At 38.9% G+C, this 26042-nt stretch carries 23 protein-coding genes and 1 other RNA gene; 17 read left to right on the top strand and 7 right to left on the bottom strand.

The genetic code is table 11. The features are described from left to right. Positions 1–26: 26 nt before the first annotated feature. The 4 genes from tpiA (at position 27) to JFU50_RS30425 (ending at position 3940) form a co-directional block, all read left to right on the top strand. Positions 27–788, top strand: a complete 762-nt coding sequence (tpiA, locus tag JFU50_RS11740; RefSeq protein WP_201188120.1) for a triose-phosphate isomerase — start codon at positions 27–29, stop codon at positions 786–788. Next, positions 781–2316, top strand: coding sequence for a 2,3-bisphosphoglycerate-independent phosphoglycerate mutase (gene gpmI, locus JFU50_RS11745; RefSeq protein ID WP_201222670.1), 1536 nt, complete (start codon positions 781–783; stop codon positions 2314–2316). Before tpiA ends, gpmI begins: the two co-directional genes overlap by 8 nt. A 30-nt stretch (positions 2317–2346) precedes the next feature. Continuing rightward, a complete protein-coding gene (gene eno, locus JFU50_RS11750) occupies positions 2347–3642 on the top strand; it encodes a phosphopyruvate hydratase (protein WP_053348619.1) in 1296 nt (431 codons plus the stop codon). Positions 3643–3778: 136 nt separating this feature from the next. After that, positions 3779–3940, top strand: coding sequence for a hypothetical protein (locus JFU50_RS30425; protein ID WP_207198792.1), 162 nt, complete (start codon positions 3779–3781; stop codon positions 3938–3940). A gap of 355 nt (positions 3941–4295) precedes the next feature. On the opposite strand, the gene JFU50_RS11755 is transcribed toward JFU50_RS30425, so the two are convergent. Both JFU50_RS11755 and JFU50_RS11760 read right to left on the bottom strand, forming a co-directional pair. Continuing rightward, entirely contained in the window at positions 4296–5120 is an 825-nt protein-coding gene (locus JFU50_RS11755) for a M15 family metallopeptidase (RefSeq protein ID WP_201187307.1), read from the bottom strand. Positions 5121–5175: 55 nt separating this feature from the next. After that, positions 5176–5718 carry a hypothetical protein gene (locus JFU50_RS11760; RefSeq protein WP_201187305.1) on the bottom strand — a complete coding sequence of 181 codons (543 nt, stop codon included), beginning with the start codon at positions 5716–5718 and terminating at the stop codon, positions 5176–5178. A 175-nt stretch (positions 5719–5893) separates the two neighbouring features. Here JFU50_RS11760 and secG point away from each other — a divergent pair, with 175 nt between their 5' ends. From secG to ssrA, 5 genes are all read left to right on the top strand, one after another. Further along, entirely contained in the window at positions 5894–6127 is a 234-nt protein-coding gene (secG, locus tag JFU50_RS11765) for a preprotein translocase subunit SecG (protein WP_053348623.1), read from the top strand. Positions 6128–6270: 143 nt separating this feature from the next. After that, positions 6271–7017 carry an alpha/beta hydrolase gene (locus JFU50_RS11770; protein ID WP_056524536.1) on the top strand — a complete coding sequence of 249 codons (747 nt, stop codon included), beginning with the start codon at positions 6271–6273 and terminating at the stop codon, positions 7015–7017. Positions 7018–7050: 33 nt separating this feature from the next. Then, positions 7051–9420 carry a ribonuclease R gene (gene rnr, locus JFU50_RS11775; RefSeq protein WP_057215845.1) on the top strand — a complete coding sequence of 790 codons (2370 nt, stop codon included), beginning with the start codon at positions 7051–7053 and terminating at the stop codon, positions 9418–9420. Positions 9421–9483: 63 nt separating this feature from the next. Continuing rightward, on the top strand, positions 9484–9951 hold the full coding sequence (gene smpB / locus JFU50_RS11780; protein ID WP_053348626.1) for an SsrA-binding protein SmpB: 468 nt from the start codon (positions 9484–9486) through the stop codon (positions 9949–9951). Between the two features lie 124 nt (positions 9952–10075). Then, positions 10076–10437: a transfer-messenger RNA gene (gene ssrA, locus JFU50_RS11785) on the top strand. A gap of 392 nt (positions 10438–10829) precedes the next feature. On the opposite strand, the gene JFU50_RS11790 is transcribed toward ssrA, so the two are convergent. After that, positions 10830–12284, bottom strand: coding sequence for a DHA2 family efflux MFS transporter permease subunit (locus JFU50_RS11790; RefSeq protein ID WP_201222671.1), 1455 nt, complete (start codon positions 12282–12284; stop codon positions 10830–10832). Between the two features lie 172 nt (positions 12285–12456). On the opposite strand from JFU50_RS11790, the gene JFU50_RS11795 reads away from it, so the two are divergent. Together JFU50_RS11795 and JFU50_RS11800 are read left to right on the top strand one after the other, a co-directional pair. Continuing rightward, positions 12457–13005: a TetR/AcrR family transcriptional regulator gene (locus JFU50_RS11795; protein WP_201222673.1), complete on the top strand. Its 549-nt coding sequence runs from the start codon at positions 12457–12459 to the stop codon at positions 13003–13005. 540 nt (positions 13006–13545) lie between these two features. Continuing rightward, entirely contained in the window at positions 13546–14187 is a 642-nt protein-coding gene (locus JFU50_RS11800; protein ID WP_201187299.1) for an esterase/lipase family protein, read from the top strand. A gap of 174 nt (positions 14188–14361) precedes the next feature. On the opposite strand, the gene JFU50_RS11805 is transcribed toward JFU50_RS11800, so the two are convergent. From JFU50_RS11805 to fdhF, 4 genes are all read right to left on the bottom strand, one after another. Continuing rightward, complete coding sequence (locus JFU50_RS11805; RefSeq protein WP_201222675.1) at positions 14362–15198, bottom strand: DUF1835 domain-containing protein; 837 nt, start codon at positions 15196–15198, stop codon at positions 14362–14364. Positions 15199–15841: 643 nt separating this feature from the next. Beyond that, positions 15842–16891 (bottom strand): P-loop NTPase, encoded by a 1050-nt coding sequence (locus JFU50_RS11810; protein WP_201225064.1) that lies wholly within the window; start codon positions 16889–16891, stop codon positions 15842–15844. A gap of 143 nt (positions 16892–17034) precedes the next feature. Continuing rightward, complete coding sequence (locus JFU50_RS11815; RefSeq protein ID WP_053348631.1) at positions 17035–17511, bottom strand: DUF1641 domain-containing protein; 477 nt, start codon at positions 17509–17511, stop codon at positions 17035–17037. Between the two features lie 19 nt (positions 17512–17530). Continuing rightward, entirely contained in the window at positions 17531–20470 is a 2940-nt protein-coding gene (gene fdhF / locus JFU50_RS11820; protein WP_201222677.1) for a formate dehydrogenase subunit alpha, read from the bottom strand. A gap of 334 nt (positions 20471–20804) precedes the next feature. Here fdhF and JFU50_RS11825 point away from each other — a divergent pair, with 334 nt between their 5' ends. The 6 genes from JFU50_RS11825 to JFU50_RS11850 all read left to right on the top strand — a co-directional run bounded on the left by JFU50_RS11825 (position 20805) and on the right by JFU50_RS11850 (position 26038). Then, positions 20805–21167 (top strand): DUF2294 domain-containing protein, encoded by a 363-nt coding sequence (locus tag JFU50_RS11825; RefSeq protein ID WP_053348632.1) that lies wholly within the window; start codon positions 20805–20807, stop codon positions 21165–21167. Between the two features lie 72 nt (positions 21168–21239). Further along, positions 21240–22037: a formate dehydrogenase accessory sulfurtransferase FdhD gene (fdhD, locus tag JFU50_RS11830; protein ID WP_201187292.1), complete on the top strand. Its 798-nt coding sequence runs from the start codon at positions 21240–21242 to the stop codon at positions 22035–22037. A 192-nt stretch (positions 22038–22229) separates the two neighbouring features. After that, the gene (locus JFU50_RS11835) at positions 22230–23102 is read left to right on the top strand and encodes a LysR family transcriptional regulator (RefSeq protein ID WP_201222680.1); all 873 of its coding nucleotides are present in this window, start codon (positions 22230–22232) and stop codon (positions 23100–23102) included. 155 nt (positions 23103–23257) lie between these two features. Beyond that, positions 23258–24184, top strand: a complete 927-nt coding sequence (locus JFU50_RS11840) for an AEC family transporter (protein ID WP_056524565.1) — start codon at positions 23258–23260, stop codon at positions 24182–24184. 318 nt (positions 24185–24502) lie between these two features. Continuing rightward, positions 24503–25525 (top strand): Bug family tripartite tricarboxylate transporter substrate binding protein, encoded by a 1023-nt coding sequence (locus JFU50_RS11845; protein ID WP_201187288.1) that lies wholly within the window; start codon positions 24503–24505, stop codon positions 25523–25525. 63 nt (positions 25526–25588) lie between these two features. Next, positions 25589–26038: a tripartite tricarboxylate transporter TctB family protein gene (locus tag JFU50_RS11850; protein ID WP_207198866.1), complete on the top strand. Its 450-nt coding sequence runs from the start codon at positions 25589–25591 to the stop codon at positions 26036–26038. The last annotated feature ends 4 nt before the right edge of the window (positions 26039–26042 follow it).

The following is a 26042-nucleotide window of genomic DNA, read 5'->3' on the forward strand; positions in this document are numbered from 1 at the left end:
CAACTTTAGAAGGGATGAGAAACCAAATGCGAAAACCGATTATTGCAGGAAACTGGAAAATGAATAAAACACTATCTGAAGCGACTGCCTTTTTAGAAGAAGTGAGCAATTTGATTCCGAAGCAAGATTTAATCGATTCAGTTGTATGTGCTCCAGCTTTATTTTTGGATCAACTTGTTCAAGCAGCAAAAGGAACCGATGTGAAAATCGGGGCGCAAAACATGCACTTTGAAGAGAGTGGTGCCTTCACAGGAGAAATCAGTCCAATTGCTTTGGCTGATCTTGGTGTATCATATGTCATTCTTGGTCATTCTGAACGCCGGGAAATGTTCAATGAAACGGATGAAGCCGTAAATAAAAAAGCTCATGCTGCTTTTGCAAATCAGTTAACGCCTATCATTTGTTGTGGTGAAACACTAGAGCAGAGGGAAGCTGGAGAAACGAATGATTTCGTTGGTAGCCAGATTGAAAAAGGCCTTGCGGGGCTATCTGATGACCAATTGAAACAAGCTGTTATTGCTTATGAGCCGATTTGGGCGATTGGAACAGGGAAATCTTCATCTGCTCAGGATGCAAATGAAGTTTGTGCACATATCCGCTCAGTTGTTGCTGATAAGTTTTCTAACGAAGCAGCGGCAGCCATCCGCATTCAGTACGGCGGCAGTGTGAAGCCTGAGAATATCAAAGAGTACATGGCACAGCCTGATATTGACGGTGCATTGGTAGGCGGGGCAAGCTTGAAAACCGATTCCTTTTTACAATTGCTGGAGGCTGGTCACTATGAGTAAGTCGCCTGTGGCACTTATCATCTTAGACGGTTTTGGTTGCCGAAATGAAGAAGAAGGAAATGCTGTTTTTCATGCAAAAAAACCGAACTTTGATCGTTATTGGGACCAGTATCCGCATTCCCATTTAACTGCAAGCGGGGAAGCTGTCGGCTTGCCTGCTGGTCAAATGGGGAACTCTGAAGTGGGTCACTTGAATATAGGGGCCGGACGGATCGTTTATCAAAGTCTGACCCGGGTGAACCTAGCAATTCGTGAAGGAGAGTTTGCAGAAAACCAAACTTTTCTTGATGCCATGAACCATACCAAGAAAAAAGGTACAGACCTTCATCTTTTTGGTCTCCTTTCAGATGGCGGTGTGCACAGTCATATTGAACATATGTATGCCCTGCTGAAATTGGCGGCTAAAGAAGGAGTTAAAAACGTATATGTTCATGCATTTTTAGATGGACGGGATGTTGGACCGAAAACGGCACAAGGTTATATTAAGGATGCGGAAGCGAAAATGAAGGAAATTGGTGTTGGTCAGTTCGCGACCATATCCGGACGATATTATTCCATGGACCGTGATAAACGCTGGGAGCGTGTGGAAAAATCCTATCGTTCAATGGTGTACGGTGATGGACCTGCTTACCCTTCTGCGATGGAATGTGTAGAAGACTCTTACGAACATGGTATTTTTGATGAGTTCGTGATACCTTCAGTCATTACAGCGGAAGATGGGAAACCGGTAGCGACAATAAAAGATGATGATGCGGTTATTTTTTATAACTTCCGTCCAGACCGGGCAATTCAGATTTCAAATACGTTTACGAATAAGGATTTTCGATCATTTGACCGTGGTCCTGGTCATCCGAATAACCTGCATTTTGTCTGCTTGACACATTTTTCAGAAACAGTTGACGGATATGTTGCTTTTAAGCCAACAAATCTTGATAATACATTAGGGGAAGTACTTTCTCAAAATCAACTAACCCAGCTTCGCATTGCTGAAACTGAAAAGTATCCTCATGTGACATTTTTCATGAGCGGCGGACGTGAAGAGAAGTTTCCTGGAGAAGAGAGAATTTTAATTAATTCTCCGAAAGTTGCTACATATGATTTAAAGCCAGAAATGAGTGCTTATGAAGTGACGGATGCGTTGTTGGAACAAATTGAGGCGGACCGCTTTGATGCTATTCTTTTGAATTTTGCCAACCCGGATATGGTCGGCCATTCAGGGATGCTGGAGCCGACTATTAAAGCGATTGAAACCGTGGATGAGTGCCTAGGTAAAATTGTCGATCTAATCGTCTCAAAAGGCGGAACAGCAATCATAACCGCTGACCATGGGAATGCTGATGAAGTTGTAACGCTTGAAGGCAACCCCATGACAGCCCATACAACAAATCCTGTGCCTGTCATTATCACTAAAAATCAGGTAACATTAAGAACAGGTGGTATCCTAGGTGATTTAGCTCCAACGATGCTTGATTTGCTTGGAGTCGAAAAACCTGTTGAAATGACAGGGAAATCCCTATTATCTAAATAAAATTGTGAATTGGAAAAGGAGAGATTTATAATGCCGTACATCGAACATGTATATGCACGCGAAGTGCTAGATTCTCGTGGTAATCCAACAGTAGAAGTAGAAATCCAAACAGAGTCCGGATACTTCGGACGAGCAATTGTACCATCAGGTGCTTCCACAGGAGAACACGAAGCAGTTGAGCTTCGTGACGGAGATAAATCTCGTTACCTGGGTAAAGGGGTACAAAAAGCAGTTGATAATGTAAATGAGATCATTGCTGAAGCTGTCATCGGTTTGGATGTAACAAACCAAGCAGGCCTTGACCTTACCATGATTGAACTAGATGGTACAGAAAACAAAGGAAACTTGGGAGCAAATGCAATCCTTGGTGTATCAATGGCTGCAGCCCATGCTGCTGCGGAATTTTCCGGTTTACCATTGTATCGTTACCTTGGAGGGTTCAATGCGAAACAACTTCCAACTCCAATGATGAACATCATTAACGGTGGATCACATGCCGATAACAATGTCGACTTCCAGGAATTTATGATTCTTCCTGTCGGTGCTCCTAGCTTCAAAGAAGCAGTTCGTATGGGTGCTGAAGTATTCCATGCCTTAAAATCTGTTCTTTCTGCTAAAGGCCTGAACACGGCTGTTGGTGATGAAGGAGGATTTGCGCCAAACCTTGGTTCAAACCGTGAAGCGTTACAAGTCATTATCGAGGCAATTGAAAAAGCAGGCTACAAAGCTGGCGAAGATATCTACCTTGGTATGGACGTAGCTTCATCTGAATTCTATAACAAAGAAACAGGCAAATACGATCTTGCAGGCGAAGGCCGCAATGGAGTAACATCCGAAGAAATGGTTGCTTTCTATGAAGAGCTAGTGAATGAATTCCCGATTCTTTCTATTGAAGACGGCTTGGATGAAAATGACTGGGATGGACACAAACTTCTAACTGAACGCATAGGTTCAAAAGTTCAATTAGTGGGTGACGATTTATTTGTAACTAACACGAAAAAATTGGCTGAAGGCATCGAAAAAGGCATCGGCAACTCCATCCTGATCAAAGTGAACCAAATTGGTACACTAACTGAAACGTTTGATGCGATCGAAATGGCAAAACGCGCTGGTTACACTGCAGTCGTTTCCCACCGTTCAGGTGAAACAGAAGATGCTACAATCGCTGACATCGCTGTTGCAACAAACGCAGGGCAAATCAAAACCGGATCTATGTCTCGTACAGACCGTATCGCTAAATACAACCAACTTCTTCGCATCGAAGACCAGCTTGGTGACTTGGCTGTATATGGTGGCTTGAAATCTTTCTATAACTTGAAGAAGTAATCATTTTGAAGTCCGCTTCTGACGAGAAGCAGATTTAATTAGTACAGATTAATGCTTTTGACCTTCTATTTAAATGTGGTAATCCACATTTAAATAGGAGGTTTTTTATGTTTATAAAGGATTTTTGAAGGAGTTCATGATAGAAATAAATAACTGGAAAGAATATTATCTAGTGGAAAAAGAATTTGGTGACACATTAATATATGTTTCTATTAAAGATATTAAACCTGATGAAGTTTTTAAATACATTTTGACTTTGTTAAATGGAAAAAGAGACGCGTATATAGTTTTTGTATAATGATGATTACTTAATAAAGTAGGAGATGAAAATCTTCTTCTTTTTTATTTCAATTGACCTTAATAGATTTGGCAAAGGGAACTAGGTGGATTTCATGAAATCACATGCAATCGACCAACTTCTTCGCATTGAAGACCAGCTTGGTGATCTTGCGGCTTGAAATCTTTCTATAACTTGAAGAAGTAATCTTCTAAAAAAGGCTGACTCTAAAATTCGTTGAAAGACGATAATACTGAGCCAGCTTTTTAATGAAAACCTTAATAACATTGGGTTCAAGCCTGATAAATAGATTTAATCAAACGTTTGATTAAATCGAATTCATCCAAAAAAAGGTGCCGCATCTGGGCACCTTTTTTTAATTATCCGTTACAGCTTGTACGGGAACTGCATTATAGAATTCTTCTAATGTACTATTAGTTTCAAAAATTTCAGCAGCGGTATCAACACCAACATAGCGGATGTGCCATGGTTCGTATTTATAGCCTGTGATGCTTTCCTTGCCTTTTGGATAGCGGATAATATATCCGTATTCATGGGCGTGTTCGGCCAGCCAGGTAGCTTCATTTGTGTCGCCGAAGCAGTCTTGAGCAGCGCATGCACCATCATGGGTCGTAACATCAATAGCTAGACCTGTTTCATGCTCGCTTGTTCCGGGCAGAGCACTGTAGGTTTTAGCTTTTTCTTCCCCATCTCTTTTCACATAGTTATTAAAGATAGAGATTTGTGTTTGGTGTGAGCGGTAGGCAGAGACGCCAGCTAAATGCATGTTTTCTTTTTCAGCAGCTTGGAACATTTTTTCAAGAGCTTCTCCTGCTTCTTTTCGCATCATTCTTTTTTCAATTTTATCTTGAAAGATGAAATCTACTTTTGGATAGAAAAGATCGTCAGGTTTGTAATCTTCCGGCAGACTGTATTGTTTATTGACAAGGACAGGTATGCTTTCCGGTTCGGCCAATGTCTGAAGCCCTTTCTGTGCGGGTTTAACAGTCGTATCGACTTCTACCTGGCGTTGGGCCGATTCATTTGAATCACTTTTCTCATTAGTTTCTGTCTCCGTATCTTGGGAGATCGGCTGTTCTTCTTTTTGCTCTTTTTTATCATCGTTGGATAGGTCGAATGAACATCCAGCTAATAGAATAAAAGTTGAAAGAGCAGTTGCTGCAAATATAGGTTTTAACATATGAAAGGCCCCTTGCTTTTAAAATAAGATTTCCAAAGATAAAGTTTTTACAATATTACCGGGATAAATAGTCCCTTGTTAATTCACTCTGATATTTATCCAGAAATAATCCAATCCAGACTACCATCAACAAAAAAGGATAATCATTACGGACTGCGGCTTCCACGACTGGTGTAGACCAAAAGTGCGAAAGGAAACCAGATGACATTCTGATTGTCTCAAATGTGACTAGGGCGTGTAGCGATAGCCAGAGAATCGTAAGGGTATTAGTTCCAAACCCAATAACTGCGGCTACGATACTCAGTAAAACAGCTGCTGCCCCAATTAGAAGTACATGAAAGCTTGATTGGAAAAAGTCGACACTGCTATTGGAAAGTCCATTATAAATAATAGCAGTAAAATAAATAGTTGTCGTGATATATGCAGCAAATAATAAGTAACGGTTTCCGTGATACTTGGCAAGCAGCAATAAAAGCGGTGATAGGATGATTAACAGGACACTCATAAGGTTGCTACCGCCTGTCCATAAAGAATAACCGGCAACCGCCGAGAATAGGATGGTCAGGAGATCAAGAATCCGAAGTATGGACTTAAACATGGTGACACCTCTTTCTTCTCTTTATGTAAATTATCTCAAACTTTGATTCAAAAAGAAATCAATGACTATAAATGTTTAGAAGTTCTTACCATAAAATCATAACAAAGATTGTAGATATTTATTGGGTGTGGTAAAGTTAAATTAATTGTATTGGTCCTTCAGGAGGTGTAATTGCATGCATGCAATTCTCATAACGCTTTTAGTGATTGTTAGTATCGCTCTTATTGTGACGGTATTGCTTCAATCAGGAAAAAGTGCAGGTTTATCAGGTGCGATTGCCGGTGGTGCTGAGCAGTTATTCGGAAAACAAAAAGCACGCGGCTTAGACCTAATTTTACATCGGGCAACGATAGTATTAGCTGTTTTATTCTTTGCTTTAACTTTACTTGTTGCATTCTTTGATGTGTAATGGATCAAAAATGAGTCTAGCTAAATAGCTAGGCTTTTTTCTTTGCACTATAGTTGTATGTATAGATATAGTAATTTTAGCACTTAATGATAAAATACAGAAATTTTTTTGGATGCTATTTACAAATAAAGGAGCTTATAATCATGAAAATCAAGCTGCAACAGCCCTTTACTTTTGAAGGCGGAAAAAGAGCTGTCTTACTTTTACACGGATTTACGGGAAATTCTGCAGATGTACGTATGCTTGGCCGATACTTGGAGAAACAGGGATACACCTGTCATGCTCCACACTATAAAGGACATGGTGTGCCACCAGAGGAATTGGTAAAAACGGGTCCTGCTGATTGGTGGAAAGATGTCATGATGGCCTATGATTTTTTAAAAAGCAAAGGCCATGAAGAAATTGCTGTTGCTGGACTCTCATTAGGAGGCGTATTTTCTCTGAAATTAGGTTACACTGTACCTATAAAGGGTATCGTATCAATGTGTGCGCCTATGTATATTAAAAGTGAAGAAATGATGTATAAAGGAGTATTGGAGTACGCCAGAGAATTTAAGAAGTACGAAGGGAAAACACAAGAACAAATAGAGCAGGAAATGGACCGCTTTGCTGACAAACCTATGAATACATTGAAAGCTCTTCAGGAATTGATAACTGATGTACGAGAGCACGTCGATCATATCTACACGCCGACATTTGTCGTGCAGGGTCGGCATGATGATGTAATCAATCCGAAAAGTGCCGATATTATTTATGAAGCTATCGAATCACCTGTTAAACAAATCAAGTGGTATGAAGAATCCGGTCATGTCATAACCCTTGATAAAGAACGTAACCAGTTGCATGAAGATGTATTTGAATTTTTAGAAAGTCTGGATTGGTCCGAATAACAAAATTATCATACCCTGAATAGGAGGGGTTTTATGGAAGATAACATTCAAGAACACATAAATAAGCTTCTGACGTATATGACAGACGAAGCGTATAAGCCATTAACAGTACAAGAACTTGAAGAGGCTCTAAAAATCGAAGACTCAGCAGACTTCAAGAATTTCGTGAAGGCGCTAGTTAAGATGGAAGAAAAGGGATTGGTAGTCAGAACGAGAAGCAATCGTTACGGTCTGCCGCAAAAAATGAACTTATTTCGCGGTAAATTAACAGGACATGCTAAGGGCTTCGCATTTGTTACACCTGAAGATAATCCAGGAATGGATGATATTTTCATTCCGCCAAATGAAACAGGTACAGCAATGCATGGAGATATCGTCATGGTCCGTGTTTCTTCAGAAACATCCGGCTCAAGACAAGAAGGTACAGTTATTAGAATACTTGAACGCGGAATTACACAAGTAGTCGGTACATACTCCGAGAGTAAAAGTTTTGGTTTTGTCATCCCAGATGATAAAAAAATTGCGAATGATATTTTCATTCCACAGCATGCTTCTCATGGAGCGGTAGAGGGTCATAAGGTTGTAGTTAAGCTGACTTCTTATCCTGAAGGACGTGTAAGTGCAGAAGGAGAAGTCATTGAAATTCTTGGGCATAAGAATGACCCTGGCGTGGATATTCTGTCAGTAATTCATAAATATGGTTTGCCAATGGAGTTCCCTGAAGAAGTCATGGAGCAAGCTAATGCCGTTTCGGATACCATTGAAGAAAGTGAAATTGGCAACCGCAGGGATTTGCGTAATGATGTATTAGTAACGATAGATGGAGCGGATGCGAAGGACTTGGATGATGCTGTTACGGTTTCTAAACTTGAAAATGGCAATTACAAGTTGGGTGTACATATTGCTGACGTAAGCCATTATGTGAAGGAAGGTTCACCGATCGATAAGGAAGCTCTTGAAAGAGGTACGAGCGTTTATTTGGTGGACAGGGTTATTCCTATGATTCCGCATCGCTTATCGAATGGGATTTGTTCTTTGAACCCTCAAGTTGATCGTTTTACACTATCGTGTGAAATGGAAATCACGCCAAATGGCGATGTCGTCAATCATGAAATTTTTGAAAGTGTCATTAAAACGACGGAACGAATGACTTATGGCAATGTGAACAAAATTCTTGTGGACAAAGATGAAGAACAACTCGAACGATATGAAGCGCTGGTACCTATGTTCCAGGACATGGAGAAGTTAGCGGCCATTCTTCGTAAAAAGCGGATGAACCGCGGTGCAATCGACTTTGATTTTAATGAAGCGAGAGTCATTGTGGATGAAGAAGGACATCCGACTGAAGTTGTATTACGTGAAAGATCAGTTGCGGAAAAGCTGATTGAAGAGTTCATGCTTGCAGCTAACGAAGCTGTTGCAGAGCATTTCCATCGTCTCGATGTACCTTTCATTTACCGTATTCACGAGGATCCGAAACCTGAAAAACTGCAGCGTTTCTTTGAATTCATTACGAACTTCGGATATATTGTTCGAGGATCGGCAAATGATGTTCATCCAAAGGCTTTACAGGAAATCATTGAGGCTGTTGCTGGAAAACCGGAAGAAACGGTTATTTCAACGGTAATGCTTCGTTCAATGCAACAGGCTAAATATGATCCGGAGAGTTTGGGCCACTTTGGCTTATCAGCTGAGTTTTATACCCATTTCACATCACCGATACGCCGTTACCCGGATTTAATCGTGCATCGTTTAATTCGGACCTATTTGGTGGAGGGTAAACTAGATCAAGCTACCAAGGAAAAGTGGAATGCCATTTTACCTGAGATTGCCGATCATACGTCGAAGCGCGAACGTCGCTCAGTCGATGCTGAGCGGGAAACCGATGATTTGAAGAAAGCAGAGTACATGCTTGATAAAATTGGTGAAGAATACACCGGTATCATTGGATCTGTTACGAACTTCGGGATGTTTGTTGAGCTGCCGAATACCATTGAGGGGCTTGTTCATGTCAGCTTTATGACGGATGATTATTACCGCTTTGATGAGCGTCAGCTTGCGATGATCGGGGAACGAACAGGTAAGGTATTCCGGATTGGCGATGAGATAGACATACGTGTTTCCAACGTGAATAAAGAGGAACGGGCCATTGATTTTGAAATCATCGGCATGAAAGTTAGCCGTCCTCGTCCTTCTGGGGAGAAGAAAATATTCAAGGCTAATTCAGGTGAGCGTAAACGAGGCCGCGGTGGTAATTCGGGCCGTAACGAAAGCAAAGGCGGAAGCCGTGGAGGCAATCGCAATAGTGATTCGTCTTCTTCAGAAAGAAAACCGAAAAAGAAGAAAAAATTCTTTGAAAATGCGCCAGCTGCTAAGCGCAAAAGAAAACCTAAAAAGAGATAAGATTGAGGAGAGAGGATGATCCAGTCATCCTCTCCCTGATTGGATGATAAAGGGGAGAGTTAGATGCCAAAAGGCTCAGGGAAGCAATTAGCACAAAATAAAAAAGCATTTCATGATTTCTTTATTGAAGATACCTTTGAAGCAGGAATTGTTTTGCAAGGGACAGAAATCAAATCGATTCGGGCTGGAAAAGCCAATTTAAAGGATTCCTTTGCCAAAATTGAAAACGGCGAATTGTATCTACATAATATGCATGTCAGTCCTTATGAGCAAGGAAACCGTTATAATCATGATCCATTACGGACACGAAAACTTCTCCTGCACAAAAAGGAAATTAATAAGCTTATTGGGGAAACGAAAGAAACAGGATACACAATTGTACCCTTGAAAATGTATTTGAAAAATGGCTTTGCCAAGGTTTTAATTGGGCTGGGTAAAGGGAAGAAACAATATGACAAGCGTGAAGACCTGAAGAAGAAGGAAGCGAAACGTGATATTGAACGTGCTTTCCGCGACAGACAGAAGATGTAGAACTGCCAAGACCTTACAATTGATTTTTTTAATGAATCTGTTATAATTAATCCTGTACCGATGACAACTGAATATCAGCACAACTTGCTGACTATTCTTTTCTCGTACGCTCCATTTTAATCATGGGGACGTTACGGATTCGACAGGGATAGTTCGAGCTTAAGTTGCGAGTCGAGGGGATCGGCCTCGTTAAAACGTCAACGCCTATAACTGGCAAACAAAACAACAACCTAGCTTTCGCTGCGTAACAACAGTCGATAGCTGTTCCTCCCTCCATGGCCCACGTGGTAGGGTAAGGGACTCACTCTAAGTGGGATACGCCGGAATCCACCGTCTGAGGATGAAGGAAGAGACCAATCAGACTAGCTGCTCTGCCGCCTGTCGATAGGCTAATGAGTTCGCGAAATGCGAATATATCGACTACACTCGTAGAAGCTTAAGTGCCGTTATGTCTGGACGTGGGTTCGACTCCCACCGTCTCCACCAATACATATATTGGTGGTTTTTTATTTTTATATAACAGGAAGCGTAACTTTTCATAAAATGCAGGGTTATGCTTCCTTTTTTGTTGTGCAATAATATGCTTCCACAAAGTTAACGTTAACTCACTTATTGTGGTTTTATAAAAAAGATTGATCATTTAAAACAAAGTTAGATTATTTAAAATAAAGATAGTGTGATCATTTTCTCTGAATTAATTCCGTAAATTAATATGATCCCATCCTAAAGTAGATATATGATGTAAAAAGTCACCATTAAAATTACCTACTCCGAGATGAATTATATGGAATTGTAATATCTGAAAAATAACAAAGCATATCTGAGATTTCTCAGATATGCTTTCATTTTAAATACACTAAATAATAATGTTGGCTATTTTAGTTATGTGATTCACTTTCGTATTTTTGAATGGCTACTTTTTTAGGCATTAAACATGCAAAAATTAATGCTACAAAAGATACGAATAACATAAATACATAGGCGTCACTTGAGCTGAAGATAGAAGATAATTTCGCTAGTTGTATAGCTGAAATGTCTCCATTTTCAATGGATAACTGAGAAGCATGCGAAGTTGCTTGAATTGTATACACTGTGATGATAACTGCTGTTCCTATAGCACCTGCTAATTGGCGAATGGTATTATTTACTGCTGAACCATGTGAACCCAATTCTCTGGGTAAAGCATTCAACCCTGCTGTATTTAAAGGCATCGAAATGAAACTTAATCCAATTCGTAAAATAATGGTACGAACCATTAAATACATATAAGTTGTGGATTCGGTCAAATCAATTGCACCCCACATCGAAATAATGATAAATACTAAACCTGTAATAAAGAGTGGCTTCGCCCCGTATTTATCATACATTTTACCTGTGATAGGTGATAAGAAGGCATTAATCACGGCTCCAGGTAATAGAAGTAGACCTGATTCAAATGCGGTAAAACCTCGTCCATTTTGCAAGTAAATTGGTAAAAGAATTAGATCGGCATACATAATCATCGTAATGAGTATGTTAATGACTGATGTAAGAGTGAAAATTTTATACTTAAATACGGATAAATTTAATAATGGATCGTTAGACTTTATTTGACGTAAACAGAATAGAGTTGTAACGATTATTCCGATGATGATTGTTGTAATAACAACTGGATGTGCCCATCCTTTGCTTCCTGCACTACTAAATCCAAATAAAATACAACCAAAGCCAATCGTTGATAAAATGACACTTACGATATCTAATTTTGCTTTTGTTGTGTCTGCAACATTCATTAAATATTTAAAAGCCAGAATAATGACGATTAATACTATTGGAGCTAATCCAATAAATAGCCATCTCCATGATACATATTCAATGATAAAGCCAGATATTGTTGGAGCGATGGCTGGGGCAAAAATTATGGCAAAGCCGATAGTTCCCATAATACTTCCACGCTTTTCACTAGGGTATAAATACAAAATAACCGTCATCATTAGTGGCATAATAATTCCTGCCCCAATTGCTTGAATCATTCTTCCTGTTAACAGAATGCTAAAGTTCATGGCACAGGCACATAGCACAGTCCCCATGAACAAAAAGAACATCGAGCTAATAAACAGCTGCCTTGTTGTAAAACGTTTCATTAAAAACGCAGTAATCGGCACTAAAATACCGTTTACGAGCATAAAGCCTGTTGATAGCCATTGTACAGTTGCAGCCGTAACATGAAATACCTCCATAAAATTACTCATTGCTACATTTAATAGTGTTTGATTTAATGTTGATAAAAAACAGCCAGCAATCAGGACCATTAATAAGATTTTTTTATTTTTTTCCGCTATTTTCTTCTGCATTCATAAACTCCTTTATTCTAGACTTGAATTATCGACACCGTGTCGATAAAATCAATAGTAACAAGATATATATTCTTTGACCATGAACAGTTTTTTTTAAAATGTTCACTACTCGACATAAAACATATATGATGTTGAGAAAGTAAAAGGAAAATCTATAAGGGGGTTAAAAATGTCTACACCTAAAAAAGAAGATCCTCGTACAATTCGTTCAAGAGAAATGTTTAAAAATGCCGTCTTTTCTCTTTTATGTGAGGACCCCGCCATTTCAAACTTAACGGTTCAGAAAGTCGCAGCCAAAGCAGAATTAAATCGGACAACATTTTACTTACATTATCAAGATATTCAAGATTTACTAACGCAAATCACCAACGAGATTTCAAATGAGCTTTCTAATAAAATTGTTGATTTAATACATGCAAAAGATTTATCAGAAAAACAAAAGCTAACACAATTTCTTGATTATTTATATATCCATCGAAATTATTTACTTATTATATTTAAAATGAATCAATTTGAGGAGCAATTGTTTTTATTTTTAAAGCAACTAGTAGAAACAAGAAGAAAGAATACCAAAAAGGATTTACCTGCTGACTATGTCGCGGTTGATATTAAAACAGCTTCATTGGTAGGCATCATCATGTGGTGGATAACGAAGGGGCTTCATTTTAGTTCAGATTATATTGCAAATCAAATTTATTTAATGTACAAAGTGCAATGATTCTAAATCATTCATCCATATTATTAATAAACATTGGAATCCGTAAATGATGAAAATTAAAAGGACCATTAAAGTTATTCTCTTACAAGTAAGAGTGTAAAGTAGGAACAAGTAACGAAAAAAGCCCAATTCCTCAATTTTAATGCTGAGAAATTGGGCTTTTTATATTGGCATTTCCTTAACGTTGTAAATCCGCATTTTCCTGACGCTACAAGAAGAAAGAAAACAATGGTCAATTAGGGCTGTTACCCTTATTTGCATATAAATAATAATAGAAAAGATTACCATTTGTTCAAAAGTATAAAGGATAAATTTAAATGAAGTGTCCCCTTTGTAAAGGTTATTTGAAAAAAGGACTAGGCGGCACAAAAAAGATGATTTCTGTATTTTACAGGGCCATAGGCGAAGTAGTTTTTCTCTTATTTACCAGTTAAATACCAGCAGTAACCAGTGTTACAAAAAGTTGCCGGTTGTTTCACCCTCCAAAATGTATGACAATTAACGTAACAAAAAAGCAGACAAACACATAGGAGGGAAATAATGAAAAATAAGAGATTGCTACTTTCAATAATTGCATGCATGGCCATTATTTTTTCTGTTGTTACTATTCAGCCTTCTGATTCCAAAGCACAGACAAACAGCCATGATCCAGTTATCTTCATTCACGGAGCCGGCGGTAATAGCGGAAACTTTAACAGCATTAAGAACTACCTGAAAGCACAAGGCTGGTCCGATAATGAACTGTATGCCATCGAAATGGTGGATAAATCGGGTAATAGCTTGAATAATGCAAGACAGCTAGCTCCTTATGTAGATGAAGTGTTAAAGAAAACAGGAAAGAGTAAGGTTGATATTATTGGACACAGCGCGGGAGGCATCAATACCCTGACTTATATTCTCCTCAATGGCGGCGGAAGCAAGGTAAACGATGTGGTAACGTTGGGTTCTCCAAACAAATTTGTAACATCGAAAGCTCCCGTAGGTACAGATCCTACCCGTAAAATCCGTTATACTTCGATTTACAGTACCAACGACTATGTTGTACCCACTTCGCTTTCAATACTTCAGGGAGCGAAAAACGTTCAAATTAGCGGTGTAGACCACGTGGGAATGCTCTGGAACAGTAAAGTCAACGAGCTGATTAAAGAAGGATTGAATGGCGGAGGGACAAATACAAATTAACAAAAGATTCTTATCTTGAACTTAGTTTTTTCAGCAATATTAAACACATACCGCCTAATGCTTTACTAGAATGTTAATCGAAGCCAGAACGAATAACAACAATCTATAAGCATGCAGCACAAAGAAGATGATTTCCTGTATTTAACAGGGGTCATCTTCTTTAAGTTCTACTATTTAAGATAATCGAATCTTCAATTTTCCTAAAGATCCCAGATTTCCTTGATAACTTAATTTTTGTTGCTGAATCAATTGGTATATTCGGAAAGCTAAATACGTATCACCAATACATTGGTCACTTTCCCCCATTACTTCTCCAACAACTCGGGCTGCACTTTGATATTCATTTGAAATATTTTTTAAGATAGATCCATCATAATAATCTTCAGATACAGCTACTAGTTTTCCATCTAATAATATTCTTAATACGTCTTTCGTTTGAGACCATTTTTTCCAGTCACTTATTAAATCTTTAATTTTTATATGAGACATGCTTTTTTTCATTTGTAGAGCATCTGAAATCAGTTTTGGAGGCATTTCACCTAAACTTCTTATCACATATGAAATTTCTTTGTCCTGTAAGTCACGTACTTTGTATTCTATATGGTGGCTGTACTCTGTAACATCGACCTCTTCAAATTGAATATGTTTATTTTGAAGTAAAAATAATACAAATCTTAAACCGATTTCATCAGAAGTATTGTCACCATGCCATAAGATTACTCTGCTATTACTCGGAACTTCAATTGCGATTCGTGAATTACTTTTAAGGATTGTTTCAATCCAATCTAAGTAGTCTGTATCTGAGGTTGGTCCTGTTTTTGTTAACACTTCTTTCAGCCATTGTTTTCTTTCGTGTAGCCCTTCAATAGATTCTAATTTATAAATAGGACCTATTGAAAAATCTTCATTAATACAAATAATTTGTTGGTTTTGGTGTTCATTACTTTTTTGAAAAATATTTTTTAAACTCCCATAAGCAGAATCACCAAAACAAATATGTACAACATTCATATTTTTATCTCCTTACTGACTAAATATGGCTATTTTTGTATGGAAAGAGCAAATATGAGCTAATTGCTCTTTTTCGTTTTATTATATGTGATATAAAAAGGAATAACTATCGAATTAAATTCCATATAGGTCGAATTTTTATAAGATAATTACTTCTTTTGAACAAACGGTAACGCAAATAAAGGGTCCATTATTAAAAATACACTCTAGAGAAATAGCGTAAAGTTGATAATTCCTCATTCTTACAATCGGGGTTAGAACAGAAACCGGATTTTACAGGCAAAGTATTTGGAAAGTTTTATTCCGAATTCTTCCAGGTGCTCCTGCTCCTGTGCAAGGTTTAATAGACAAAGGAGAGGACCTGCCCCTCGCAAGGATTTGCCGCTCGATATCGGCAAAATTGAGTAAATTCTCGTCTTATTCATTCCATTAACAAGTTCCGGAAGTGTATCCGCTATAACTCTCGACTATAAATCAATCGTCAATTGAGGGAGTTTTTACTTGTTTCATCTTCTGCTAGTGCTGCGAGAATATTGCAATCATTGAATCTAACAAGTAGGGGGGCGAATAAGGGGAGAGTATACAGCTTGTCTTTTAATGAGTAAAAAAAGAGGACGACTCTTAAGAGTCAACCTCTGTTCAATTATGCTTGTTTGATAATATCTTCTGCTAAAGATGTAAAGGTTTCTCCAACGTACGATTCTTCATCAAAGACAGAGGCGTCGTTATTTTCTTTGCGGTTTGAGAATGGGATGGTAGAAATTACTTCAGTTTCAAGTCGTTGTGCCAAAATGGCCCCGCCACCTTTTCCAAACAGGTAATTCCTCGATCCGTCCTGTTCTTCAAAATATGCCATGTTTTCGATGACACCCAAGATTTCATGTTTAGTATGTTTGGCCATTGCACCTGCTCTTGAAGCGACAAAAGAGGCGACGTTATGTGGAGTGGTTACAACGATTTCCTTAGCTTGAGGGATCATTGCCGCTACGTCGATGGCTACGTCTCCAGTTCCAGGAGGTAAATCAAGCAGCAGGTAATCCAGTTCTCCCCAATGCGTGTTCACAAGGAAGTTTTTTATCCATTTATTAAGCATAGGTCCCCGCCACATAACAGGATTATCATCTGCTGCAAAAAATCCCATGGACATGACCTTCACACCATGACTGACAACGGGAATGACGGTTTGGTCAATCATTGTTGGTTTTTGGGTAATTGCCATCATTGCTGGGACGCTGAAGCCATATATATCAGCATCTAAAATGCCCACACGTTTGCCCATTCGTGCTAAAGAGACTGCGAGATTAATCGTAACAGTTGATTTTCCAACGCCTCCTTTCCCGCTTGTAACGGCAATGAAGGTCACACCTGAATCAGGGCGAAGCATATTAGGCATACCCGTTTCAGTGGTTGCATTGCTTTTTAGTAATTTCGTCAAGGCTTCTCGTTCTTCTTTAGTCATCGAGCCAAATTCTAAAGACACAGTTGAAGCACCGATGGCTTTTAGCGAGTTTTCAATATCTTCCTGAATTTTCGCTTTTAAAGGACAACCTTGAATGGTTAAGACTACTTCTAACTGGATATGGGTTCCGTCGATTTTGATATTTCTAACCATATTCAACTCTACAATACTTTTATGCAATTCAGGATCTTCGACATGTTTCAAAGCATCCATGACTTTTTCATGTGTTAGCATTTCATCCATCCTTTTGTTTTCAATATCGTCGTGCATGATAGAAAAAAGACTCAAAAGAAGGATGAACTTCTTTTAAGTCTTAATCTATTTGTTGAGAGAAAGCTGACTTTTAGGGATAGTCACTTGTAAAAAAGGTTCTAAATCTATTCTTTTAGTTCCTTACCCATTCCTTTTAGGAAATGGATGCCAAAACCGATTGCTCGATTTATATCTGGGTCATTTAATGTTTTCATTAAATTCATTACACCAATTTTCTTATCGGTCTGTAGGAATTTGTTGGCTTCATCGACTCCTGCTAGTGCACTGTTAAGTAGTTTTGTAGATTGTGCGGCATCAGCGTTCATCAAAGCTCCTGTTGCTCCCATAAGGGTATTGATTAAATTGGTTACAGGTTGTCTTGTGACTTGTTGAAGAGCGATTTTTGCAATTTGTTCTTTTCCTTGAAGCATGGAATTCGCAGCTTCAAGGACACCTGATTCATTAAGTTCACCGAGGATTTTAAACATATTGTTCAACACATCCTCATTGTTGGTGACAAGCGTTTTTAGTTCTTCGAGTTTTTGTAGCTTTATTTCTTCCTCTGTTATAGGGTTATGGATTTCCGTAATTGGAGCTGCCATGAGCTTCACCCTCCTTTAATTATTTATCCGTTAAGTGAACATACCCTGGACGAGCCCACTTACGTTCTACCTCAACACCTTTTTGAGGATGACGTTTTTTATTCCGTGGATTAGATCCCGGTAATGGAGTGTCTCCGCTTTTATTTAATACTTCCATGCGAACCATCGTTTGTTTATAAGCAGGCGTGCTTGTACGGTTATCATACACAGGACCTGTCAGGAAATTAATGGCTGAATCTTTGTCAACTGAGTTCATCGGTAGAAAAAGCTCATTTGCTTGTACTCGGTCTGTGATAAGAACCTTTAATTTAACGGCTCCGAACGGTGACACTAAGCGTACGAGTCCGCCGTCATTGACTTTACGTTCTTTTGCAAGCTCAGGAGAAACCTCAACGAATATATCAGGAACTTTAGATTGAATTCCATTGGATTTATTCGTCATATTTCCTTCATGGAAATGTTCAAGCATACGTCCATTGTTGATATGAAGATCATATTCCTCTGGGAACTGAGCAGGCTCCACCCAATCAGATAGAGCAAAACGGGCTTTCTTATCAGGGAAGTTGAAGCCATCCACATAAAGAAGCGGTGTGCTAGTTCCATCATGGCTTCCCCATAGGAAGCTGTTCCAGCCTTCAAGGACTTCATAATTCGCTCCGCTGAATATTGGAGACAGGCTCGCCATTTCCGCATAAATTTCACTTGGATGATTGAAGTTCCAATCCGCTCCTAAACGTTTAGCAATTTCTTGGGTGATCCACCAGTCTGCTTTAGCTTCTCCTAAAGTAGGCAGTGCTTGGTATAAACGCTGTACGCGACGTTCTGTATTAGTGAACGTTCCGTCTTTTTCAAGAGATGGTACTCCTGGTAATACGACGTCTGCATATTGAGCTGTTCTAGAAAGGAAAATATCTTGAACAACAAAGAAATCTAAGCTTGATAACACTTTATGGACGTGGTTGGCATCGGAATCGACAAGTGCCATATCTTCACCGACAAGGTACATTGCTTTCATATCGCCTTTTTCAATAGCGTGAAGCATTTCGATATTGTTCATACCTGGTTTTCCATCAATTTTTACTCCATATGCTTTTTCGAATTTAGCACGTGCTACATCATCAGAAATATGCTGATATCCTGGAAGCCATGTTGGAAGTGTACCCATATCGCAAGCACCTTGTACATTGTTATGACCGCGAAGCGGATAAGCTCCAGCCCCTGGACGACGGTAGTTTCCTGTAGCTAGTAAAAGGTTGGAAATCGCAGCGGAAGTATCGGAACCTCCAGTGTTTTGTGTTACACCCATTCCCCAAAGAATACAAGTCCCGTCAGCATCACGAATCATTTCGGCTACTTGAATTAGTGTTTCTTTTGAAATCCCTGTGTTTAGTTCTGCATATTCTAAGGTATATTTTTTAAGTATCTCTTTATAATCGTCGAAGAAGTTCACATTTTCACTGATGAATTCTTGATCATGCCAACCTTGATCGATCATATATTTTGTAACGGCCATTAGCCATACTTGGTCCGTACCTTGCTTTGGTCTCATAAAGATATCAGAACGCTCTGCCATTTCATTTTTACGAAGATCTGAAACAATCAGTTTTTGACCATGAAGCTTATGTGCCCGCTTAACGCGTGTTGCTAGTACAGGATGGCCTTCAGCCGGGTTTGCCCCAACGATAATGACAAGACCTGCAGCGGCGATATCTTTAATCGTTCCAGCATCTCCACCCATGCCGACTGTACGGAACAATCCATCTGTTGCTGGAGATTGACAGTAACGGGAGCAATTGTCGACGTTATTCGTTTCGAAAACTTGACGTGCTAGTTTTTGAATTACATAGTTTTCTTCATTCGTAATCTTAGATGAAGAAATGAAACCTACAGAATTACCTCCGTGCTGTTGTTTGATTGAACCTAATCTAGATGAAATTAAATCAAGTGCTTCATCCCAGCTTGATTCAACAAATTGTCCATTTTTACGAATTAGGGGCTTAGTTAACCGTTTTTCAGAGTTTACGAAGTCCCAACCGAATTTCCCTTTAACACAAGTGGAAATCGCATTAACAGGGCCTTCATGAGTTGGTTGGACTTTAAGGATTTTTCGGCCTTTTGTCCAAACTTCGAATGAGCAGCCTACCCCACAGAACGTACAGACTGTTTTTGTCTTCTTCGTCCGAGTGTCTCGCATTGCTGCTTCAATTTCTGAAATGGCAAATATACCACTGTAGCCAGGTTCTACTTCTTTAACAAGATCAATCATTGGCTCAAGCATGTCGTTTTTCAAACCTGACATGAAACCAGCTTCACCAAGCATTGATTTCTCCATTAATGCATTACAAGGACAAATGGTTACACACTGTCCGCAACCGACACAAGATGAGTTGTTAATATCTGTTCCTTCATCCCATATTACCCGAGGGCGATCTGCTTCCCAGTCAATGGATAGCGTTTCATTGACCTGAAGGTTTTGGCAGACTTCTACGCATTGTCCGCATGCAATACATTGATTAGCATCATAGCGGTAAAAAGGATGGGACATATCGACGTCACCCAATTTCACTTTCGGTGTGTAAGGATATTTTTGATGTTCAATTTCCATTAATTCTGCGGTGTTATGAAGTTTACAATTTCCATTATTATTATCACATACTGTACAGTATAAAGAATGATTTTCCAGGATCCGGTCCATAGCTTCGGTTTGGGCTTCTTTTGCCTTGCTTGAGTCTAAGGCAATATCCATGCCGCTCACTGCCGCTGTCGAGCAGGATCGGACGAGTTTCCCATTTACTTCTACGATACATGTATCACATGTTTGGATCGGATCTACTTCAGGAACATAACAAATTTGTGGATGAGCTATCTCATTTTGATTGATAACTTCCAGTATTGTTGATCCGGTTTTTGCTGTATAGTCCAAACCATTAATTTTTATAGTAATATTTGAATCGCTCATAATATTTCCCCCTTTTATAGCCGAAAACACGAAAAAAACCACCATGATTACACCTCCGGCTCTGAACGGTGGTGTAAGTCATGGTGGAATAGTTTAATAGCAAAACTTGCCAATATACCAATCATACCATTATGTATGGGTATTGAGAAAAGATAGAAACACAACAGTACACTATTGCGTACCCAACTTTTATTATTGATATTATACCTTTAATTTCAAAAAGAAACAATCCTGTAAAGGAGCTACCATTTCCAAATTCCTTTCGTTTTTTTTCTTGTTGATTTATGATAAGAAAATTGAGAAGTGTAATCCCGTGGATTGGAGTGAGGGTAATATGTCAAAAGTAATTCATGAATTCAATGATATGATTCGTAAGCTTCGTAAGGAACTATTTGGAAAAGGTCCGGAGCGTATCCACACAGTTTTCGTTGAAAATATGGCCGTCTCAACGTTATACGGTAATTTAACTCCGACGGAAATGTTCATATCAAGCACAGAGGAAGGAAAAGAGATGGTCCATTCAGCCAGAACTAAAATGATTCAGGATGTATACTCGGTGAATCCTCCGGAAGGAATGGAAAAACTGGTTGGAGCTAAACTAGTCCATTTGTTTTCAGATATAAAAGTAAAAGAAAATATAGCGATTTCCGTATTTGTCTTTGATAAGGAAATAGCGGAAAAACTAAACGGGCATTGACCAACCTCTAGAAGATATAGGTTCCTAACATATTAGGTCAATTAGCTCCTAGACATTAAAAGGAGTGGGGACATGAAAGCAATTGAAATGAAGCGGGACATTATCCGTATAGCTAATGGAGAAATTGAGAGAATAGAAGATACGGTCGTGACGGAGTTTCCTGTTACTGTGAAAATAAATGGACAAGAATTTGTTACCATGGTTTGTACACCTGAATACATTGAAGATATGGTCATTGGTTACTTGGCTTCTGAAGGAATTATCAAAAAATATGAAGAAATAAAGGAAATTTGGGTGCAAGAAAAAGAAGGTTTTGTTCATGTGAAAACGGATAAGGTGAACCCATACTACCAGGACTTTCAAAATAAGCGGTATATTACGTCTTGCTGTGGGATGAGCAGGCAAGGATTTGTCTTTGTAAACGATGCACTGACTGCTAAGAAAATGGATAATATTTCAGTAAAACTTACACCTGATGATTGCTTCCGCTTGATGAAGGATCTGCAAAATTCTGCTGTCACGTTTCAAAATACGGGTGGAGTTCACAATGCTGCGTTATGTGATGTCGATGGCCTCGTATTAAGTCGGATGGATATTGGACGACATAATGCTCTGGACAAAATATATGGATATTGCTTGAAAAATGGTATTTCGATAGAAGGAAAGGCTATCGTGTTCAGTGGCCGAATTTCATCGGAAATTTTATTGAAAGTGGCGAAGATTGGTTGTGAACTTATACTCTCAAAATCTGCTCCAACAGAACTAGCTTTGGAGTTAGCTGAAGGATTAGGAATTACGACGGTCGGATTTATTCGTAATGATTCCATGAATATCTATACATGTCCTGAAAGAATTCAATTAAATGAATAAATGAGCGTATTCCTCTTGAATGTTGCCACCCCCCACTAGGGAAAAGGGTGGAGAATTTGCTTAAAGGTAAAAAGGTCCTTGCCGGCATGGCTCGGACCTTTTTTTGACTTTGTTAAATAATATATCCTTCAAGCCTTTTGTGGTACAGTTTGGGTAAAACAATTACTGGAAAGTTATATCGGAGGAAAGTCAATGGATGAAAGGGATTGGCATATTTTAAAGGTTTTATATCAAAAAAAGAATATTACTAAAACCGCGCAAAGTTTATATATCTCGCAACCTTCTTTAACAAAACGAATTCAACAAATCGAGAAAGAATTTAATTTGAAGATTGTGGAGCGGGGAACAAGAGGTGTCCAGTTTACCCCTCAAGGGGAGTACTTGGCGAACTGTGCAAATGAGATGCTGATAAGGCTCCGTCAGATAAAAGAGACTGCGTTTAACATGGGACAGGAGATTAGTGGAACGTTGCGATTGGGAGTTTCCAACTATATTACGCTTCATAAGTTGCCGGGCCTGTTGAAAATTTTTCGTGAACAATTTCCTAAGGTTGATTTTAATGTGACAACGGGTTGGAGTAAGGAAATACTAAACCTCATTTACAACGAAGAAGTCCATGTTGGGATTGTACGTGGGGACTATCAATGGTCGGAATCAAGGCATCATCTTTTTGAGGAAACGATTTGTATCGCTTCAAAGGAAAAAATTGATATCCAGGACCTTCCATCTTTGCCGAGGATTGATTATGGGACCGACGCTCTTTTGAAATCGATGATTGATAATTGGTGGAGAAGGAATTTCTCCAGACCCCCTTTGGTTGGAATGGAAGTGGATAAGGGTGATACATGCAAAGAAATGGTCAGGAATGGGCTAGGATATGGGATTCTTCCAAGCGTCTTACTGGAGAAAGACCAAAATCTATATCAGATTAATTTAAAGGATGAACAAGGAGATACACTTATTAGAGATACTTGGATGTTATATCATGAAAAGACGCTAGAATTAAAGCTGGTCAATGAGTTTGTCCAATTTGTTAAGAGTGTCGATTTTATGAGAGATATTTAGATAAAGCACAGAAACTTCTGTGCTTTTTTTATCATTCCTTTTTTGAATAGCCAACGATAATTTATTCGTATTTTAATTATGGGTTCATCCACATTATGATGTATGAGAGAAGTGAATCTACAGGATATTTCCTTTTGAAATGGAGAGGTAGTAATATGAGTGTTTTGTTTCTAATTTTATTGAATGTCATTGTACCTGTCTTTTTTCTAATAGGAGCGGGGGCATTTCTTCATCGTAAATTCCATCTGGATATGAACACGTTGTCTAAATTGAACAATTTCCTGCTTATGCCGGCCATTAGCTTTGTTAATATTTATCAAAGCAAGATGGGAGGGGGGATGATTGTACAAATATTTGGCTTCCTTGCTCTTCAAGCTGTAAGTCTCATCATAGTAAGTACATTGATTGCTAAACTCGCTAAGTTTGATCAAAGTCTCTCTGCAACTTTTAAAAATAGTGTGGTCTTAAATAACTCAGCCAATTTTGGGATGCCAGTCAGCCAGTTGGTGTTTCATAATAATCCTCTTGGGCTATCAATTCAAGTCATCGTTATCATCTTTCAAAATCTACTGACCTATACATATGGATTGATGAATTCCGTTTCCGTTCATACAAAAAGTGCAAAGGGAGCGATCAGTGAGTTCTTGAAGAACCCTGTTATATACGCTCTCTTACTTGGTTTCGTTTTACAGGCGACTTCAATCAATATTCCTTTGTTTTTATGGACTCCGATTGATAATATCGCAAGTGCGTTCATAGCGATTGCCTTGATTACACTGGGTGCACAGAGTGCGTACTTAAAAATAACTCACTTCCCGCTTCCGCTAATTCTTAGCTTGATTGGCCGTTTAATACTCTCCCCATCTATTGCCTTCCTAATCATTCTCATGCTTGGGCTGGAAGGGACGGTTGCTCAAGGATTATTTATAGCAAGCTCATTTCCAACATCAAGAAACAGTGCTTTATTTGCTTTGGAATATGGTAACCATCCGGAGTATGCGGCACAGGCCGTCTTGATGTCCACTTTATTCAGCAGTATAACGGTAACGTTGGTCGTATATCTATCAAAAATTCTATTCTAGTTGGACTGCTCTTAATGGGCAGTCTACAGTTTTTTTTAAGTGTTTGTAAAATTCGAACCGTGATTGGAACGTAAGGCACTCGCTTTCCCCGCAGGAGTCTCGCACCTTCCATTCCAATCACTTTGTTTAATTTAGATAGACCCCCTTTTGTCTACAAACTGGGACTGCTCTGAAGGAGCAGTCTTTTCCCCCTTTTCCTGCTATAAAACTTTATGAACAATATGGATATTATGGAATTTATGTTTTTTAGGTGAATAATTAAAGAAAAGGTATAAATTTTTGTAAAATTAAGAAAACGCTTTCAAAAGGGGGATTCATATGTTTTCTCGTAAAAAGATTTCTGCGGTTATATTGGCAAGTTCGTTAGCCCTAAGTTTAGGTGCATGCAGTAGTTCGGATACATCAGGCGAAAAGAAAGAAAGTACTGGATATCCGAAAAAAGCCATAACGATTGTTGCTCCGTCGGGTGCAGGTGGCGGATGGGATTTAACAGCTCGTTCATTTACAAAGGTCTTAAGTGAGACAAAACTGGTAAGCCAGCCGTTAACCGTTGAAAACAAACCCGGTGGTGGTGGTGCTGTTTTTATGGCGGAATATGCAACACAGCAAGTTGATAATAACGACATGCTGTTTGTGAACTCGCCCCCTGTCATTATTAATAATCTTAAAAAAGAGGGCAACAGTCCTTATGGATATAAAAATACGACTCCTTTGGCGCAGCTGACAAAAGATTATGGAGCTATCGTAGTCAAAGCGGATTCAGAATTTAAAGATTTAAAATCAGTGTTGGAAGTAGTAAAAAAAGATCCGCGCAAGCTAACTTTTGCAGGAGGATCAGCTCCTGGTTCCATGGATCACTTGATTTCCATTCTTCCAGCCTATGAATATGGTTTAAATCCTACTGAACTTAAATATGTATCGTACGACGGTGGCGGGGAAGCGATAACGGCATTGCTTGGAGGCAATGCAGATGTAATTGGAACGGATGCCTCTAGTGTAAGAGAGTTTTTAAAAGCAGGGAAGATTAGAGTTCTGGCCGTAACATCGACTGAACGCCTTGGTGGAGATCTTAAAGATATACCAACGGCTAAGGAACAGGGAGTAGATGCTGAGTTTACCATTTGGAGGGGAGTTTTTGGTCCTCAGGAAATGTCTGATGAAGCTAAAACATTTTGGAACGAATCTATTGCAAAGTTAGTTGAAACCTCTGAATGGAAAAAGGAAGTCGAGGCACAAGGATGGGAGCAAGAATATAAAAACAGTGAAGAGTTTGGCAAGTTTTTAGAAGAACAAGAGAAACAAGTGCAGCAATTATTAGAAGCTTTAGGAATGGAAAAATAATGGGAGAAGAAGGAGGTACTTCTCCTTCTTCTTATTTTCTGAATTGGGGGGATAAGGGTGGACATGAAATTTGACCGCTTTGCAGCTGTAGCCTTTCTGGCTGTCGGTGTGTTGTTTATGATAGGGAGCAGGAATTTATCCAGTTCTTCTTATGGAAGTTCAGTGGGGCCAGATATTTTTCCATTTGTTTTGGGACTTGTTCTTGCTGCATTGAGTATTCGCCTATTTTATGAGGCATATCAGAGTAAGAGACAAGAATCGAGTAAGGAAAAGCTGGAGTATAAGCCTTTTATCATTATTTTACTCTCAACATTGATTTATATTTTGACATTAGAAACATTTGGGTATGTCATTACAACCTTTCTCTTTTTGTTTGTTTGCTTTCAAACTATGGAACGGAGCAAGTGGGTAACAGCACTCATTATATCTGCAGGGTTTTCCGGAATCGTCTATTTTTTATTCGTAAATGTCTTAAAAGGAACACTGCCTGGTTGGCCAATCTGGTTTTCATAAAGGA

It is taken from the genome of Peribacillus sp. TH14 (assembly GCF_016651145.1).
Lineage (GTDB): Bacteria > Bacillota > Bacilli > Bacillales > DSM-1321 > Peribacillus > Peribacillus butanolivorans.